This window comes from Bacteroides bouchesdurhonensis, from assembly GCF_900155865.1.
Taxonomy (GTDB): Bacteria; Bacteroidota; Bacteroidia; order Bacteroidales; family Bacteroidaceae; genus Bacteroides; species Bacteroides bouchesdurhonensis.
The window spans coordinates 2,265,180-2,282,079 of the sequence record NZ_LT707006.1; the positions used below are offsets into that span (position 1 = coordinate 2,265,180).

At 36.3% G+C, this 16,900-nt stretch carries 14 protein-coding genes; 7 read left to right on the top strand and 7 right to left on the bottom strand.

The features are described 5' to 3' along the window. Nucleotides 1–4 precede the first annotated feature (4 nt). The 7 genes from CZ225_RS09165 (at nt 5) to CZ225_RS09195 (ending at nt 7,379) form a co-directional block, all read left to right on the top strand. Nucleotides 5–964 carry a lanthionine synthetase LanC family protein gene (locus CZ225_RS09165; RefSeq protein ID WP_077153869.1) on the top strand — a complete coding sequence of 320 codons (960 nt, stop codon included), beginning with the start codon at nt 5–7 and terminating at the stop codon, nt 962–964. A 522-nt stretch (nt 965–1,486) separates the two neighbouring features. Further along, a complete protein-coding gene (locus CZ225_RS09170; RefSeq protein WP_077153870.1) occupies nt 1,487–1,807 on the top strand; it encodes a hypothetical protein in 321 nt (106 codons plus the stop codon). 173 nt (nt 1,808–1,980) lie between these two features. Then, nucleotides 1,981–3,162, top strand: coding sequence for a 6-bladed beta-propeller (locus CZ225_RS09175; RefSeq protein ID WP_077153871.1), 1,182 nt, complete (start codon nt 1,981–1,983; stop codon nt 3,160–3,162). 118 nt (nt 3,163–3,280) lie between these two features. Continuing rightward, nucleotides 3,281–4,057: a cysteine peptidase family C39 domain-containing protein gene (locus CZ225_RS09180; RefSeq protein ID WP_077153872.1), complete on the top strand. Its 777-nt coding sequence runs from the start codon at nt 3,281–3,283 to the stop codon at nt 4,055–4,057. Nucleotides 4,058–4,231: 174 nt separating this feature from the next. Next, a complete protein-coding gene (locus CZ225_RS09185; protein WP_077153873.1) occupies nt 4,232–4,870 on the top strand; it encodes a DsbA family protein in 639 nt (212 codons plus the stop codon). Nucleotides 4,871–5,054: 184 nt separating this feature from the next. Continuing rightward, the gene (locus CZ225_RS09190; protein WP_083714719.1) at nt 5,055–6,923 is read left to right on the top strand and encodes a heavy metal translocating P-type ATPase; all 1,869 of its coding nucleotides are present in this window, start codon (nt 5,055–5,057) and stop codon (nt 6,921–6,923) included. Continuing rightward, nucleotides 6,924–7,379: a Fur family transcriptional regulator gene (locus CZ225_RS09195; RefSeq protein WP_370685695.1), complete on the top strand. Its 456-nt coding sequence runs from the start codon at nt 6,924–6,926 to the stop codon at nt 7,377–7,379. It abuts the gene before it with no gap. Between the two features lie 24 nt (nt 7,380–7,403). On the opposite strand, the gene ccsA is transcribed toward CZ225_RS09195, so the two are convergent. The 7 genes from ccsA to CZ225_RS09230 all read right to left on the bottom strand — a co-directional run bounded on the left by ccsA (nt 7,404) and on the right by CZ225_RS09230 (nt 16,726). Then, complete coding sequence (ccsA, locus tag CZ225_RS09200) at nt 7,404–9,488, bottom strand: cytochrome c biogenesis protein CcsA (protein ID WP_077153875.1); 2,085 nt, start codon at nt 9,486–9,488, stop codon at nt 7,404–7,406. A gap of 21 nt (nt 9,489–9,509) precedes the next feature. After that, nucleotides 9,510–10,664 (bottom strand): Rid family hydrolase, encoded by a 1,155-nt coding sequence (locus tag CZ225_RS09205; protein WP_077153876.1) that lies wholly within the window; start codon nt 10,662–10,664, stop codon nt 9,510–9,512. Between the two features lie 19 nt (nt 10,665–10,683). Next, nucleotides 10,684–11,418 carry a hypothetical protein gene (locus CZ225_RS09210; RefSeq protein WP_317045359.1) on the bottom strand — a complete coding sequence of 245 codons (735 nt, stop codon included), beginning with the start codon at nt 11,416–11,418 and terminating at the stop codon, nt 10,684–10,686. A gap of 12 nt (nt 11,419–11,430) precedes the next feature. Next, nucleotides 11,431–12,645, bottom strand: coding sequence for a porin (locus CZ225_RS09215; RefSeq protein ID WP_077153877.1), 1,215 nt, complete (start codon nt 12,643–12,645; stop codon nt 11,431–11,433). Nucleotides 12,646–12,668: 23 nt separating this feature from the next. Further along, entirely contained in the window at nt 12,669–14,099 is a 1,431-nt protein-coding gene (locus CZ225_RS09220; RefSeq protein ID WP_077155772.1) for a di-heme oxidoredictase family protein, read from the bottom strand. A 103-nt stretch (nt 14,100–14,202) separates the two neighbouring features. Then, nucleotides 14,203–15,360 (bottom strand): imelysin family protein, encoded by a 1,158-nt coding sequence (locus tag CZ225_RS09225; RefSeq protein WP_077153878.1) that lies wholly within the window; start codon nt 15,358–15,360, stop codon nt 14,203–14,205. A 31-nt stretch (nt 15,361–15,391) separates the two neighbouring features. Then, nucleotides 15,392–16,726, bottom strand: a complete 1,335-nt coding sequence (locus CZ225_RS09230; RefSeq protein WP_077153879.1) for a porin family protein — start codon at nt 16,724–16,726, stop codon at nt 15,392–15,394. Nucleotides 16,727–16,900: the final 174 nt, after the last annotated feature.

Here is a 16,900-nt window from a genome sequence, read left to right on the forward strand (position 1 = left end):
TACTATGAACAAAACACTTCGGAACATTGCAAATACAATTGTTGCTAACTTGGCTAACTCAGAACCTGCAGGTTTGTTTGATGGTAAAATGGGGATTTGTCTCTTTCTGTATAAATATTCTCGCTATTCGGGTTTTGAAATTTATGATGAGATAGCTTCCAATTTGCTGGACGAAATTTTCGATCAGCTAACACCGGGTATGTCCTCCAGTGCAATGGATGGACTTGCAGGTATTGGTTTTGGATTAGTAGAACTTTTAAAAGATGGTTTTTTAGAGAGTGATTCCGATGATAATATTCTTAAAAACATGGATGATATTCTTCTCCGTGGTGTCAGAAATACCTTGATGAGGGAAGCACCGTTTTCAATAACTTTGTATTCTTCAGGCATATACTTATTGTCTCGGATGTCTTTCCGTAGAAACGAAATGGAAAGTGAATGGATTGTTGATGTAATAGGGCAAGCTATTTGGTTGATTGAGGACTTCAAAAAAAGGACTCAGAAAGTTCCCGAATTGTCTTTACTTAATTCAATGCTATATGTATTTGCTCGGTTATTTGCTATTTTAGAAACCGATAAGAATAAAATTCAATGTATATTAATGGATATTTTGCATTTTTCTTCCCTGTCTATCCAGCAACATAATTATAATGAAATTGATATTTTATTGTTTCGGCAGAATGTAGAGTATCTTTCTGAAGTGTTAGATATTGAAAAATTTCCAATAATAGGCGTATTGAGAGAAATGACTAATTATTCTGAAGAAGTCAATATGGATATGTTGTATAATAATATGTGGTGGTGGCTTCTATATGACTTGTACCCTATTGAAAATATTTCATCTGAATTAATAGAGAACTATGTTGATAAGAAGTTGCGAGCGTCTTATTATGATGAATTGGCTGTAAATAGTAAATTAGCTGCCCTAGGATGTTGGATTATGTCAAGAAATGGTTGTAAATAATGGGATTAAGTAAATTTATTGATTTTTCTTAATGATATAAAATGTTATATATAATAGCGATTTTAATTTAAATACTTAGTAATTAGTGTGTAAATAAGTAGTAATTATAGGGGTTAAAAAATGCGAATTAACTTATTTGTTTTGTTTTATGTGTTATTTTTATAAAAAAATGATAAAGTTTATGTTGAATTGGAATGTTTGCATATTTGAAGTAAATTTTTGTTTCTTCGTAATAGATAAAATGAAGGAGATAGTTATGCGCTTTAAATTTCTATTATTGGGGATTTGTTTTACTACATATATATACTCAAGAGTTTTAAATAGGCAATGTCGATTATTACATCGGCTGTTATATTTTATCAGGGCAGTTGTGATACCCATTCTGGTAGGCTTCCAGCATTCCTCCAGAATGGGAGAAATTATAAGATGAGGAAAATGTCAGTTCTTAAAATAGAATATTATGTTGGGGGGGGTAGAAAGAGACAATCACTGGGTCTATAATAAAGTAAAATAGTATTTTGTATGAAAAAATTAGATAAGTCGGTGTTGAATAAGCTGAATATTAGTGAAGATAATATACTTCAGAAAAGTGAGTTGAAAAAAATTATAGGTGGGTATGGTACTGGAGGATACGGCACAGATATCGGAGGGGATGGTTCCGATGGATATGGTGCTGGAGGATATGGATCAGAACCTAAATTTGCTTGTAGTCATGAGTATCATGACTCTGACGGTAGTTTACTAGCTAGGACGACAGAATGTTATATGGGGCTTGAACTAGCAATTTCATTTTGTCAAATGTGGACTGCGGGTGGATTGCGTTGTAATTGTCATCAGTGTTGATCATGAATAAAAGGAAGTGGTTGTGAAGTTCCCTAATATTAATGTAGAACTGACTACAGATTAAGTATTGGAATCCAATAAAAATGTAGTCAGTTTTATATATTTTCCTAGTTATGGATTGATGTAATAATATTTTCTCATTAAAGGGTTATTAATATATAATTGAAAATTCCATGAAAATATTGCTAACTATAATAATTTCATTTACGATATTTCTCACTTCAAGTGCTCAAAATGTAACAAGTGTGGATTTGACAAAATCAAAATTTAAAGAGACTAATGCCGAAGAAATATTTAAAGATGTCAAAATAATACCTTTGGAAACGCACAAAGATGGACTTCTCGAAAAGCATTGTACTTATTATTTGACTGATAAATATATCATTGCGGTAGGCTTTTTGCAAAGAGCCTATATGTTTGATAGAGAAACTGGAGCCTTTATTCGGGAAGTAAGTTCTTTGGGGCAGGGTCCTGACGAATATACTGGCTTTATTTATCATAAATGTGGCTTCGATGAAAAAAATGGGATTCTATTTGCAAGTATTGGGGCGTATACATCAAAATGGTGGAGATGTATTAATATAGAAACAAATAAAATGGAATCAAATTTGAAAAAGCCTTTATCTGAAAATAGTTCTGAATTTCTTTCTGTATGTGCTCCTTGGTTTATAAAAAATGATACTTATGCAAGTTTTTGTAGTAATAGGACAGGAAAGGATAAGGTTCGATTAGTCGTATATAGAAAAGATGGAACTGTTATTAAGAAGTATCCAAATTATCTTGAATACGAAAAACATATGAATTCCTTTTCAATTGAAAATGGAATTTTTTACTATTATAACAACTTGACTTATTTTAAGGAACCAGATTTTAATGATACTGTTTTTTGTGTAAATGAAAAAAAGATGACTCCTCACCTTGTCTTTAAATTAGGAGATAAGCAACCTTCTTATTATCATCAAGAGGTATCAGGTTATAACAAAGGGAAGTATTTTATAAACTTTGTATACGAATCTAACTTATATGTATTGTTTAATTTTTCCTATTTAAAGAAGGGAGCAGAGTCTTCGGTAAAGTCAGCAAGATTCCCTTACTGTGGATATTATGATAAAAAGAGCAAGCAAGTTTATATATCTTCGATTCCTGATTATAAAACACGAGGGTATATAATAACAGGCATTCCACTTCGTTTTTTTCCAGTTTCCATAAATAAGAACAAAGAGATGATTGCGTATATTGATCCTGAAGAGTTGATAAAATATAAGAATCAATTAAGCCCCAAATACAAACAGCTGTTCAAGGATATACAAGAAGATGATAATCCAATCGTAATTATTGCAAAATTGAAAGATTAAATATTCCTTAATGAGTAAAAATATGATTTGTCGAGTGACTTATTTTTTATAAATGTTAATAGGAAATCGTAATTCTTTACTCAATGAAAAGTTTGATTTTATTTAAAAAATAGGAAATATGTCCAATTATTTAGTCGAGTTACTTTCTAGGCTACTCAAATCGTACGGTATTAAAATAACGACACATACGATTGAGCAGACTATACTCACTCATCCTGAGTATCCATCTATGCAATGTATATCAGATGCATTGGATAGTTGGAAGGTTAAGCATGTCATAATGAAACTCACATTGGAAAAGTTGAGAGCTTTAGATATACCGGTTGTTGCGCATTTAAAGAAAAATGAATTTGTGTGGGTAAAGCAAGTGACTGATTCAAAGGTTTATTTAGAGGACTCATTCGGTAAAAAAATAAGCGATGACATTGAAACATTTGAGCAGGAGTGGTCAGGAATAGCACTGGCTATCGAAGATATAGTAGATGCAGGAGAGCCTAGTTACAAAGAAAAGTACGATAAAGGGTTGAGAAAAAAGATATTTGAATATACCTTTATGAGCAGCTATATGATTTTACTATTTGCGTTGGTATATTTTTCATGGATGAATGATACTGCTATATCTATTCTGTGCAAATTAATACTACTTTTTGTAAATATGACAGGATGTTATATCGCTTATACACTGATAAAGCAAGAAAAATTCCAAATCAATCGTTTAGCTCAGAGATTCTGTAAAGTTGGGAAACATGTAGATTGCTTCCAAGTAACTCGATCAAATTATTCTAAGTTTTTCGGATGGTTGTCGTGGGCAGAACTGGGAATAGCCTATTTTTCTGCAGTAACTCTTTGGGTAGCTATTGCTCCAATCAGTAGTCATTGGATATCGCCTTTATGATGGCTTTTATTGTTGCCATTACCTTTCACTTTGTGGTCGCTGTATACCCAGGTATTTTTGATTCGTAAGTGGTGCTTGTTTTGCTGTACAATAGTATTTATTTTATGGTTAAAGGAGTTAATTCTTTATTTTATTCTTCCTCAGTGTAATGTGTTTCCAATTATTGAATCGTTATTGGCAGCTTTATTACTTTTGACATGTACAGCAGTTGTATTCTATATCAGTAAAACAAGAAAAGTAATCGATCCATATTTGGAAGAAAGGCAAATGGCTCGTATAAAATATAATGTCCCAATTATACGTAGTCAGCTTTCTGAGACTAACTATGAAACTAAAAATATAGGGCTTACGTGGGGAGATCCTCAATCTTCTCATGAAATTATTCTCTACATTAGCGTAGGATGTTCGCATTGTGGAAAGGCAGTAAAAGAGTTGGGACGTTTAATGGAGATTTATCCCAATCTTCATTATCGGTTAATTTTTGCTCTTAATCCTAATAGTTCTAATGATGAGACAAATATCATCACTCGTAATTTTATCTGTTATTATAGAAACTTGAGTAAAAATGAGTTCTTTAATGTGTTGGATACTTGGTATGCTCTGCCGGAAAAGACATTTGATGCGTTGCAAAAAGCTTATCCTACTTTATACACCCAATATGACTATAAGAAGGAAATAGATATTTTATATGAATTCAACCAACAAAATAAAATAAACTATGCACCAGCTATATTTCTTGATGGACGGTTATTATCTCATATATACAATTATATGGATTTGTATGGAATAGCAAGAGCTATAAATGCTGAATAATGTTGCTTTAGTTCATTTGCGTAAGTCTGATACTTTTATATTATCCATATTTATATTTATAAATATAAATTTTCTTGAATAGGTATCATGAGAAGAATAAGTCACAATAAATAATGAGAATGGTAATTTTGCAACTAGTTTGCATTTAATTCTCACTACTTTTGTCATCAAAGAAAATATGAATATGAAAGAATATCGTTATGAATGCTTCTCGTTCTTGATGTTGATAGGCGGGATTTTAGCTTCTCATTTTGAACAAAGTTGGTTTGCAGCAGAATACGTTAGATTAATCTGGTATCTCATCGCAATCTTACCTGTAGGACTTCCTGTTCTTAGAGAAGCATTAGAGTCATTGAAAGAGAAGGATTTTGCCAATGAGTTTATGTTAATGAGTCTTGCTGCTATTGGTGCCTTTATTATAGGTGAATATCCGGAAGGAGTTGCTGTAATGTTGTTTTATGCGGTTGGTGAGAAATTGCAGGATAGTGCAGTTGATAAGGCACGTGATAATATTCGTGCTTTATTGGATATGCGTCCTCAGACAGCTTCTGTATTAAGGGAAGGTGAGTTACAAATTGTAACTCCTGCTGAAGTGCAGATTGGAGAAACGATTGAGATAAAGGTAGGCGAACGAGTACCTTTGGACGGTACATTGCAGAATGAGTCGGTTCTTATGAATACCGCTGCTTTAACGGGAGAGAGTGTTCCCCGCTTATTAAAACAATCAGAAGAGGTATTGGCAGGTATGATTCCTTCGGATCGTATGATTCATCTGACAGTAAACAGGACGGCAGATCAGAGTGCTTTATCACGTGTATTGAAGATGGTAGAGGAAGCAGCAGAGCGTAAAGCTCCGACTGAAGTTTTTATGAGGAAGATAGCGCGTATTTATACGCCTGTAGTCATGGGAATAGCTTTATTAATAATGGCTTTACCTTTTTGTTATAGTTTATTACAACCTACATTTAGTTATGTATTTGCCGATTGGCTATATAAAGCATTAGTATTCTTGGTAATAGCATGTCCTTGTGCATTGGTGGTTAGTATTCCGTTAGGATATTTCGGAGGTATTGGAGCAGCCTCTCGCAGAGGTATCCTGTTTAAAGGAGGAAATTATTTGGATGCCATAACAAAAATTGATACGGTAGTATTTGATAAAACTGGAACATTGACTACCGGGAAGTTTAAATTGGATAAAGTGATTGGAATCGTGCCTGAAGAAGAGGTTTTGCAGTATATAGCTTCAGCAGAAAGTCAAAGTAATCATCCGATGGCAAAGGCTGTGATAGAGTATGCCAGACAAGAAAATATTCCGATCCTACCAGTCGAATTTTCAAGAGAAATGGCTGGTTATGGTTTGGAAACAAAGATAGACGGGCAGCAGGTAGTGGTTGGTAATTATCGCTTGCTGGATAAATTTCATATAACGTACCCTATTGAGCTACGTTCTATACCGGAAAGTTTGATTTTGTGTGCTCGTGACCAACAATATATAGGTTATGTTGTATTAGTAGATGAACTGAAAGAAGATGCACATCAAGCTATTCTGGATCTAAAGAAATTGGGAATCCGACAAATCGAAATATTATCGGGAGATAAGGATGCTCTTGTGCAGAGTATTGCCCGGAAATTGGGAATTGATAAAGCTTATGGTGATTTATTACCCGGTGGGAAAGTGGAACATTTGGAGACATTGAAACAGGAAGGGCGTCAGGTTGCTTTTGTCGGTGATGGCATCAATGATGCTCCGGTATTGGCTTTAAGTGATGTAGGAGTGGCAATGGGAGCTCTAGGAAGTGATGTCGCTATTGAAACAGCAGATGTTGTGATACAAAATGATCATCCCTCTCAGCTGGCGACAGCAATAAAAATTGGAAAATATACTCGCCGTATTGTCTGGCAAAATATTACCTTTGCATTTGTAGTTAAGATTATTATTCTTATTCTGGGTACAGGTGGACTTGCTACATTGTGGGAAGCTGTATTTGCAGATTCCGGAGTGGCACTTTTAGCCATCTGCAATGCAATGCGTATCGGAAAATTACTAAAATAAATGATGAAAGAAATGGAATCGAATCAAGTTTATATAGAGCGACTGGAGAAGAAAAATATAAAACCAACCTCGATGCGTATTTTGATTTTACGTGCGATGATGGACGTGCCTTATGCAGTTTCATTGGCGGATTTGGAAGATAAATTAGATACAGTCGATAAATCAACGATTTTTCGTACCTTAACTTTGTTTCTGAGCCGTCACCTGATACATGGTATTGAAGATGGTAGCGGATCTTTGAAGTATGAGGTTTGTAGCAGTGAGTGTGAATGTAGTGTAGATGATATGCATACACATTTCTATTGTGAAAAATGCCATCGTACATTCTGTTTTAAGAGAATACAAATTCCGGTTATTGATTTACCGGAAGGGTTTATAATGGAGAGTATTAATTATATGGTAAAAGGAATTTGTTCAGATTGTGCAGGAAAAGAAGATCTCTCTTCCTGCATTTAATTACCTTATATTGTTGTTATGATATCAACTATTAGCATAGCTGTGCATTCCACCAAGAATATAATTTACTCCAAAATAAGTCATTAATACTGTCAGGAAAGCCAGAATCATATAGATATGAAAGAATAAAGGTTTACGGAATATGCGTAAGCTGTGCGAATGAAAAGCTACGCCATATACAAGAAATGTAATTAAAGCCCATACTTCCTTAGGGTCCCATGCCCAATAACGTCCCCAGGATACATTTGCCCAAACAGCACCTAGAAAGATTCCTGCACCTAAAAAGAAGGTTGCCGGATAGAGTAGCAGACGACTGAGTAAAGTCAATTGTTCTACACGTTCGCTGTTATTTGCGGGTTCGGAAATGGTAGTATCTTTCTTCAGAATACATAATACAAGTATCCCGTTGAGCATGATAAATGCAAATAAGGCATAGGACATCATGATCAGTGAGACATGAATGCTTAACCATGGAGAAACGAGTACCGGCATTAAAGGAGTGATTTGTGGATTCATTTGTCCCAAATAAGAGACTAGTAATGCAAAACCGGAAAGTAAGAAGCCGAATGGAAGGGTATATGGGAATTTGCGGTGAAGCAGACAAGATAAAAGAAGAATGCAAAGTGCCATAAATTGCATTGTTTCGTAACCATTGCTAAGTGGAATACGTCCGCCAATATACCAACGCAGGCAATAACCTGATAAATGAAATAAAAATGTAGTATAAAGTGCAATGGAAAAAAACAGATTTGTGATGCGTAATAACCTTCTTTTACCGGTTACAAAATACGTTGGTTTCAAATAATAATAGAGTAATCCCAGAAAGGAGAGTAATCCTAATGATAAATTTGCCATAAAAAGTATTTTGCTGAAAGGGATACGGTTATAAAGTATTTCTGCTTCTATTTTCGTGTTGGAAAGAGGTTTTACACTACCATCATCCGGTAGCAGACGAATCATTGTGCCGTTGGTTAGCATAAGAATCAAGCCTACCTTTTCGTCTGTTTCCTGAATCGCTTTTGCTAATTTACTTTGTTTCTCCTCTTGTTGAAAATAGTCTTGTAAACGATAGACAGAACCGTTGAATAATTCACTTAGACGTGCATAAGGAGCTTTTATTCCGAGTAAATGACGGAGTTCAGTGCTTTTTATGTAAATCATCGGTTCGTCTTTCCATATTTCCGGGTGGAGCAACCATCCTCCTAATACCTGTTCGGAAGTCAAACCTTTGTAAGTTGGTTTTCCTGTAAGTTTTTGTACAAAATCACGAGCCAATGTATTAAATGGAGCTATCCGTTCATTGTATATTACCTGTTTATAAGCTAGACTGTCTGCTTGGGCTCTTGTGAGAGCGGGGAGTACTCTTTTTTGTCCTTGCATAGTTCCTATTATACAGAAAAGAAATGTTACGAATAATCCTCCTTTTTTCAATAAAGGATGATTTAAAAGCCGGATAAATTCACCTTTGCGTGAGAACAATAAACAGATCATGGAGAGACCAAGTAAAATATACCCAATATATGTTACCCCTGTTCCCCATCGATCATAATTTACAGATAACCAACTCCCTTGCTTATCATCATCAAACGAGGCCTGGTAAAAACGATAACCTTGTAAAGTGAATATATGGTTCATAGAGATCGATTCTTGCATTGAAACCTGTTCTCCCGGAAGAGAATAGGTAAAATGGGTGACATAATCAGCAGGTGCTTCCGTACCCGGATAATATTCTATCTGAAAACTGTCCAAGCGTATTGTAAACGGTAAATTGATATGATTTTTGCTTTCCTTTTCTTGAAAGCTACATTCTGTTACTCCCGGTCGTAAATGTATATATCCTTTTTTGCCTCCGACAAATGTAATCATGGCCCCCACCAAGATAACCAAGAGGGAGCCATGAAACAACAATAAAGGAAGCCGGTGCCATAGAGAACGTCGGATGAGCACAACGAACGCTATGGCGGCTATTGCTCCCCATAAACAACAAAACCAGATCGTATGATATACATTCTTTTCTACAAAATCTGTCCCTTCTAGCTGTTCCACAAAAGTGGTAACGGCAAGTAGAACTATGAGACAGGTATACAAAACAACAATGAACCCTTTCAACGATGTAACTTTTTAATGATACTAAAATGGAACATACTTTTTGTTCTCACAAGCTTTCACTCCTATACATTCCATTTCGATTAGCCATCCGGGACGACATACAGGTGCATGAACAAATACTTTAGGAGCATTAGGAAAGCGTTGGTCGTACATCTCTTTGACAATTGTATAATCTGCGATGTCACGTAAATATACGATCATCTGTCCTACATGATCGAATGTACATTCCGCCTCCTTTAATAAAGTTTCTACATTTTCCCACATTCGTTGGGTCTGTTTGCGGATATCCCCGGGATATACCACTTCACCTTTGTTGTTAATACTTGCGGTTCCGGAGATAAACACTTGACGTCGATCTCCATAATCTACGTACGTTCCGCGTTCGAAACTGACACCATACTCATAAGTTGGATTTAGATGAGACGGCGCATAGAGAAAATGAATCTGTTCCGGTTTCAAACCATCAACAGCATATGTATCCATTTGGACCAGAACTTTAGGATCTGCATGACGTCCACCGATTCCTGTACTGGAGATGTAATGTGTCTTTTCTGTCAGATTTTGAGTGACAAAAACTTCATTGCGTGCTTTAACTACTCCGGCATAATTAACATCTACATTTTGTACGAAAAACCAGGTACGGATGCAATTGTCTGCTAATTTGCAGCCTTGTTCTACGAGTTGCATCACATAGTCATTCAATAACAAGCGCGTCTGGTATTCTGAATTGGCAGCATGATTGAACGCATTACCTCCCCAGAAATGGCGATAAGAATTATGCTTAACTTCAAACAAACCATTGTGAAGCACTCGCGTCTGTACATTGGTTTGGAGATAAATCCATAACGCGATTTTTGTTCCATTCAATGGTGGTTGTTCTACAATGGAAAGCGCACAATCTGTGCTTTCTGCCGTTAGAGCCAATAAAGTGTCCGCTTGATTAGAAGCATCACTAAGGAAATAACGTTTGAAAACGGCTGTTGCTCCATACAATTCTTTTTCACGTAACCGATAATAAGTATCTATGATGGCATTTAATTGCTCCTCATAACTAATCTTCGGATTAGTAACATGAATCATTACGTGAAATTCCGAAACTCCGGTTTTTACTTCATATTTAAATATTTCGGTTAAAGTATTTTCTGAATAAATAGTTTGTTGTTTATTGTTGTCCATATGATTTTTTTATAACTGGTTACTGTTGTGCACCACCGTCAATCCAATTGTCGATAAGTTCTAATAATTCGGTTTTGGTTTTGGCGGGAAGTATATCTACATGAGGGTGATGTGAATAATCATTGCTATTTAATATAAGATGTAAAAAGCTCTCTTGCGCATTGTTGGGCTTTACTCTTAACATATTCCCATCAATTGTTGAAGGCTGATTAACCAAAGCATTGTAGCTTGCTCCTGTTGTCAGATGTAGCTGGGCAGCTGCCGCAGTGCTTTCGCCATGACAACCAATACAATTGGTGGTAAAAATGTTAGCTTGAATCGCATGGTACATACTGATGTCAATAGTACCTGCATCCATTCTGATCGTATCGGCTTCCGCAGTACTGCTATTTATCGAGCAGAATGTTACCACACGTCTTCTCAACCTGTCAATAGCACATAGTTCTACTTTCGTTACATCATCACTAATACCTGACATGGTTACTTGGGTATTACCATCTTCTCCTACCGCAGTGGAGACTATCTTTGATATAATAGCATACTCACTCTCATCATCAAAGCCTGCCACTACTATGTTATAGTCACTAGTCCATTTATCTATCCCATTAATCTTACCGGTCAATTTCAAGGTACGACCTTCTCGGGGAATGTGAACTGTTTTTTCATAAATCCGTCCGTCATCACATGAACTAATGACTATGGAAATCAAGGTAAGAATAAAGATTGGAATTGTATATTTTCTTATATATAACATCTTTTCTATCTTTTAGAAAGTATATTGAAGCATAATAACTCCTGAATGCATAGCTAAACCTAAGTCGTCATTATCCCGGTCGAGTTGTGTATCATGACCTGTACGGGCAATATATTGATACATTGCTTGCATCTTCAAGTTGCAATTCTTGAAGAAATAATTCACTCCTATGGCAGGCATATTCAAAAAACCGTTTGTATCCAATCCATTACGGTTGAAGAAATCATAGCGTAGAGCCGCTTGCAAACGTGGAGCTACAAAATAACCACCTTGAACATAACCACCTAAATAATCGTATGACTCGGATATCTTTTGACGTTTGGTAAAGCCTACATGCATATAGTACATCTCGGCTCCTAGATAAAGTTTATTCTTCAACATAGCAAATTCAAGACCTGCACGAAAATCATTAGTACTTTCATTTTCACTTTCTACATTGAGAGATGTAGAAATACCAAACATAATTTTGTCCTCGTGCAAACGATTGGGATTTCCCTGAGTGGCCGGCAATACTCCTTTGGGCATATAAGTAAAGCGACCGGCGTATAATAGGGATGGAATATGCCAATCGTCACTAAATGTTTTAGTAGCTGTATTTACTGAAGCTCCTGTACCATTAAATATACCAACTTCATAGCCGAATTTATCAGCAACTAATCCATGAACTTCTACACCTAAGTCGAAACCTGTACCAATATTGGGTGTTACGGCATTCAGAGAATAGGGGAGAATGGTAGATGCTGTCAGAGATACAGGGAGTGAAGGTAACAATGTTTCTCCTAATGTAGTCAAATAAGCATGTGAAAATGGAGTTTTAAATTTTCCGACACGAATGGCAAATTGCTCTTTTAACTGTACGTCAAACCATGCTTGTTGGAGTAATGCCGCTCCACTGGCAGCAGCATTCATGGAAAGATTGAAAGATACTTTACCAAATGCCTTACCGGTAAATCCTAAGACTGCATAGGGTATGGAAAAACCTGAATTGGCTACATTATCTTGATTGTAAGCTTTATCCAGTCCTTCATCATCGTAAAAGTTGAAGTTGGCACTTGTCTGTACCAGTAAATAGGGCTTGAATACAAAATCTCCTTTTTTAGTCTCGATGGTAAAGCCTTCTCTTCCTGCTAATGAAACTACACCGTTTTCCGTATCTTCTTCGTGTTGAGCCATTATTGCAGTAAAAGGCATGATCGACAATATAATGGCAGTTATTATTTTATTCATAATAATATTATTCTGTTTTAAATTTAAAGTGAATTTATAAATGCAATAAGTGCGTCGCGGTCTTCTTTACTCATATTTTTGAAAATATTTTTGGACGCTTCTCCTTCTCCTCCGTGCCACATAATAGCTTCTACTAAGTTTCTAGCACGTCCGTCATGCAAAAAGTAGGTATGCCCATTGACTTTCTCTTGTAATCCGATCCCCCACAGAGGAGTGGTTCGCCATTCATTTCCTCGTGCCAGACCACTTACATAATTATCGTTCAACCCGACTCCCATGATTTCAGATCCCATATCATGTAGCAGGAAGTCTGAATAAGGGTGGATAGTTTGCCCGCCTAACCATGGTAGTTGAGTACCGTTCAATAAAGCTGTTCCACGTGTTTTGGTGTGAAGTGTAGTCACATGACAAAGATGGCATTTAGCTTCGTAAAACTTTTGCTCGCCTTTAATTACCTGAGGATCATTTACATTGCGGCGTGCCGGCACGCTTAAAGATTGCATATAAAGGTCCACATCTTCCATTTCTTTTGTGCTGATATCCAGCTGATCGTAAGAAAGCCCCATCATACTACCTTGATTTACTTGAGTTTGTCCTTCACAAATTTCCTCCGGATAGCGACTGTTAGTGACTCCCATATCACTAGAAAAACCAAGTTCAACGGTTAAATCAGCATGTTGAGCTTTATTACCGGAAAGCCCCAAACATCTAACGCCCCGTTCTGTGATGTAATTACAGCGTCCGCTGATACCGTACTCCGGATAATTACTTTTCGCGGCTAAAGCCTCTATTTCGATAGGATCCAATGCCATCATTTGTCCCATGCCTACGTGACGCAGAGGAATACGTACTGTGCAAAAAAGGTCTTCTGGTTTTATTTCATCTGCATACCATTGAGTAATTGTGTAATTGGGCTTACAAAGTTTATATTCTTCACTGTCCGGGAAGGTGAAAGTCTCTTCAGTATAGGTAACAGAAAGCTTTCCTTCCGGATCAACCCCATAAATAGCCTGATCGTGAAGCACTCGTCCATAATCTTGGAAAAATGCACCATTTTTACGTGAAATATAAACTAACATTGAGGAGAATCCATAGTTTCCTGAACCACCTTCACTCCACAGTGTTGGTTTGGTGCGACCGGCATTTCGATGGCAACTTCCGCAAGAATAACCGGCATATACCGGACCTAATCCCCCTCCTGTGCCATTACTACTTGTACGGACATCATCATAAAGCTTATCACCAGAATTGAAACGGCTATCATAGCTGCCTGAGATCCAGTCTGCAGGAGTGTCATAAGCAAAGGATGAGTTTAGAAAATTAGTTGCCGTACCGGCTGATAATGCATAGCCTTCAGGAACTTCTATTTCTAAAACATCAATTCCTTCTTCGTTGCAAGCACTGCATGCTAACAGGAAAAAGATAGGAAATGAATATTTAAATAAAGAATTCATTTTCATTGTCATAGATTGAGATAATATACTTGAACATGCCAAAGAAGTAAAGGGAGATTTTTCAATCTCGCCTTTACTTCTCGGAGTTATTTATAAGATACACTTATTTGATAGTACGTGCTTTACCATCTTTAAAAAGCAAATATTCTAATGTGTGGAAGCCACGTACATTTTGAGCTGCTGCTATATCTTCATTATCTTCATCGTAGTCACCACTCCATTCCAAGTCTGCATAGTTTCCTGAATTCAAAATATTAACAATTGCATCTTGGTCTAAAGGCCAGCTATCCATATTTGGATCAAGACCTTTTGAAGCAACAGGGCCAAACAAAAATGCTTCACTTGTTTCCCAAGGACCACGTGCTTTTACCCAGGCAGCAGCAGCAGTAGTGAATGCTGCGTTACTAGGATTAGCTTGGAAGGCACTTACTGTGTTGTAAAGTACTGCGGTTTCATTCTTTAAATCCAGATATGTTGGCAATACGACAACATCTACATATTGTTTAACTACGGGGTCTAAAGTACTATTACTACTAAGAGTTGAGTTATTAGTGATGGTGGGTTTTAATGTATTTGTTAATAAGTTGGCAAGTTCTGCGCAAGCTTCCATAGCGGCTTCAGCTTCAGAACTATTAATGTTATTACGAAAAGGTTGCGGAATATCCAAAATAGTATCATAAGCTTTATTGATGGCTGCTATCATTTGATTATTCAATTCTGAGTAACCGTTGTTGGCAAGAATCTTTGATATTGAATTATCGTTAATACTACCATCTCTAGTTCCATAATATGCATTACGGATAGAAAGTATATTATTTGAATAGTCTTCACGCGAATGCCAACTGTACCAAGACTCAACAGCATATAATGCTCCGCTGATATTTCCTGCTTCATATTTTTCGTATGGGTCACCGATTTTCTGCGTACCGACTTCATTGGCAATATCGTAACAACCGTCAATAATTTGCTGGACACAGTTCAATGCACTTGAAAAAGTTGTACTGTTATGTTTTTTGAATATCTCAGCATAACTATCTCCACCCTCATAACTATTATTCCAATCTGAATATAGGTTAGCTGCATCATTTTTTAGAAGAGTAGCTACCACTTTCATGTAGTTGCCCCAGGAAGCCACATTATTTTGCGTACATTCCAGATCTATGGGAGATTGGGTAATATCATCATCATCATTACTACAAGCTGTAGTTGTAAAAGTCAATCCTGCAATAAGTATTGCAGTGTAAAAGATGTTCTTTTTCATATTTATATAAAATTAAATTATTAATATATACTTATTTTTTTATAAACCAGCCAATGTATGCAATACCGATGGCAAATTCATTTTCGCTATTATAGCGTCCTTTACCAAATATTTTACTTGTCCCTATTTTACGTGTTGTATAATCGGCTTTAATGACTAGGTTGGGTAAAGCATACCAGTTTAAGCCGGCTGTCCACATACTGACCTGATTACGTTTATCCATTGTTTGTCTTTTTTCACCTTTTTCTTGTGGGTTGTAATATTCATAACGGGCAAAAGGATAAATAACCGGAATTTTGCTATTATTGAATATTGACCTGATATTGACTCCAACTTCCCCGGCATAACTTACAGCATTTTTTGCTATCGGTGTGATACGGCTATATGGGGATAAGTTAGATAACTGGGTATTTTTCCCGCTAAGTGCAGCAGAATTTCCTAAATTCCCATATACAATATTTCCACGTGCAGTTACATATTTATTAATGTATTGCGCATCTGCTGTATAAATCCTTACCGGAATACTACCAATTTTTGAGTACGTAGCAGCTTTATCAGAATTAGAGCCTGCATTTACACAATAATAGAATGACGCTCCTACACGTAAGCCGGGTACTCCTTTATAATCCAAGCGGGCAACATAAGCTGGTGAAGTAAAGTTATCTTCTTCAAAGAAACCTTGTTTACCACTGGCTACCCACGTGTTTCGGTCAAATCCATTAGCATTTAATCCGGTAACTACCATAGCTTGGTAATCGAAACTGGCATGTCCTTTTCCAAAAGAACCGAAAAAGGCTAAACCTGTTTCATGCCACGTAGATGGTAGAATGGTTGTTTCTCCTTCCGGACGTGAGGTCCCGAAAAAGAACGTTGGTTCATGATGTGCATTTGTTAGTCCCACTGGAACAATCATATGTCCGGCACGTATGTTGAAAGCAGGATTTATTATGCGGGTAATGTGAAATTGTTCCAAGGCAACTTCACCACCCTTTTCAATTTCTGTTTCATATTCTCCGTTCTCAGAGTTTTCTAGTTCAAGAGCAGTTCCTGTTCCACCGGATTCAAACTCAATTTCAGCACCAAGTATCCATTTAGAATTAAATTTGTAATCGAATGCTAATACAAAGCGTGGAATAGAAATTGTATTTCTTTGATCATTGGCATTTCCGTCACTACCACCATAGAATCGGTTGATACCATAATCTTTGAATTTTGCGATAATTTCACCATAGCCGCCGAAACGGAATTTTGTATACTCTTCCGAAGAAGATTTGGTGCTTTTAGATTTTTCTTGCGTTTCCTGTGCTGAAAGTGTATGAAATGAAGACAGGAAACAAAGAATGAAGATTGCAGTTAGTTTTCTCATTTTTTATTTAATTTTTTCGACTGCAAAGTTATATGAGGTTAAAAGGGGGTGCAATACCTAGAAATAGGCAAACTTATTTCTTAAATTCAGTATATTTAGGTAGTTTAAGGCTGAGGAGTAAAAAGGTAGAGAAAAATAAAAAGCAGAAAATACAAAAAGGTGTATATCTATAGT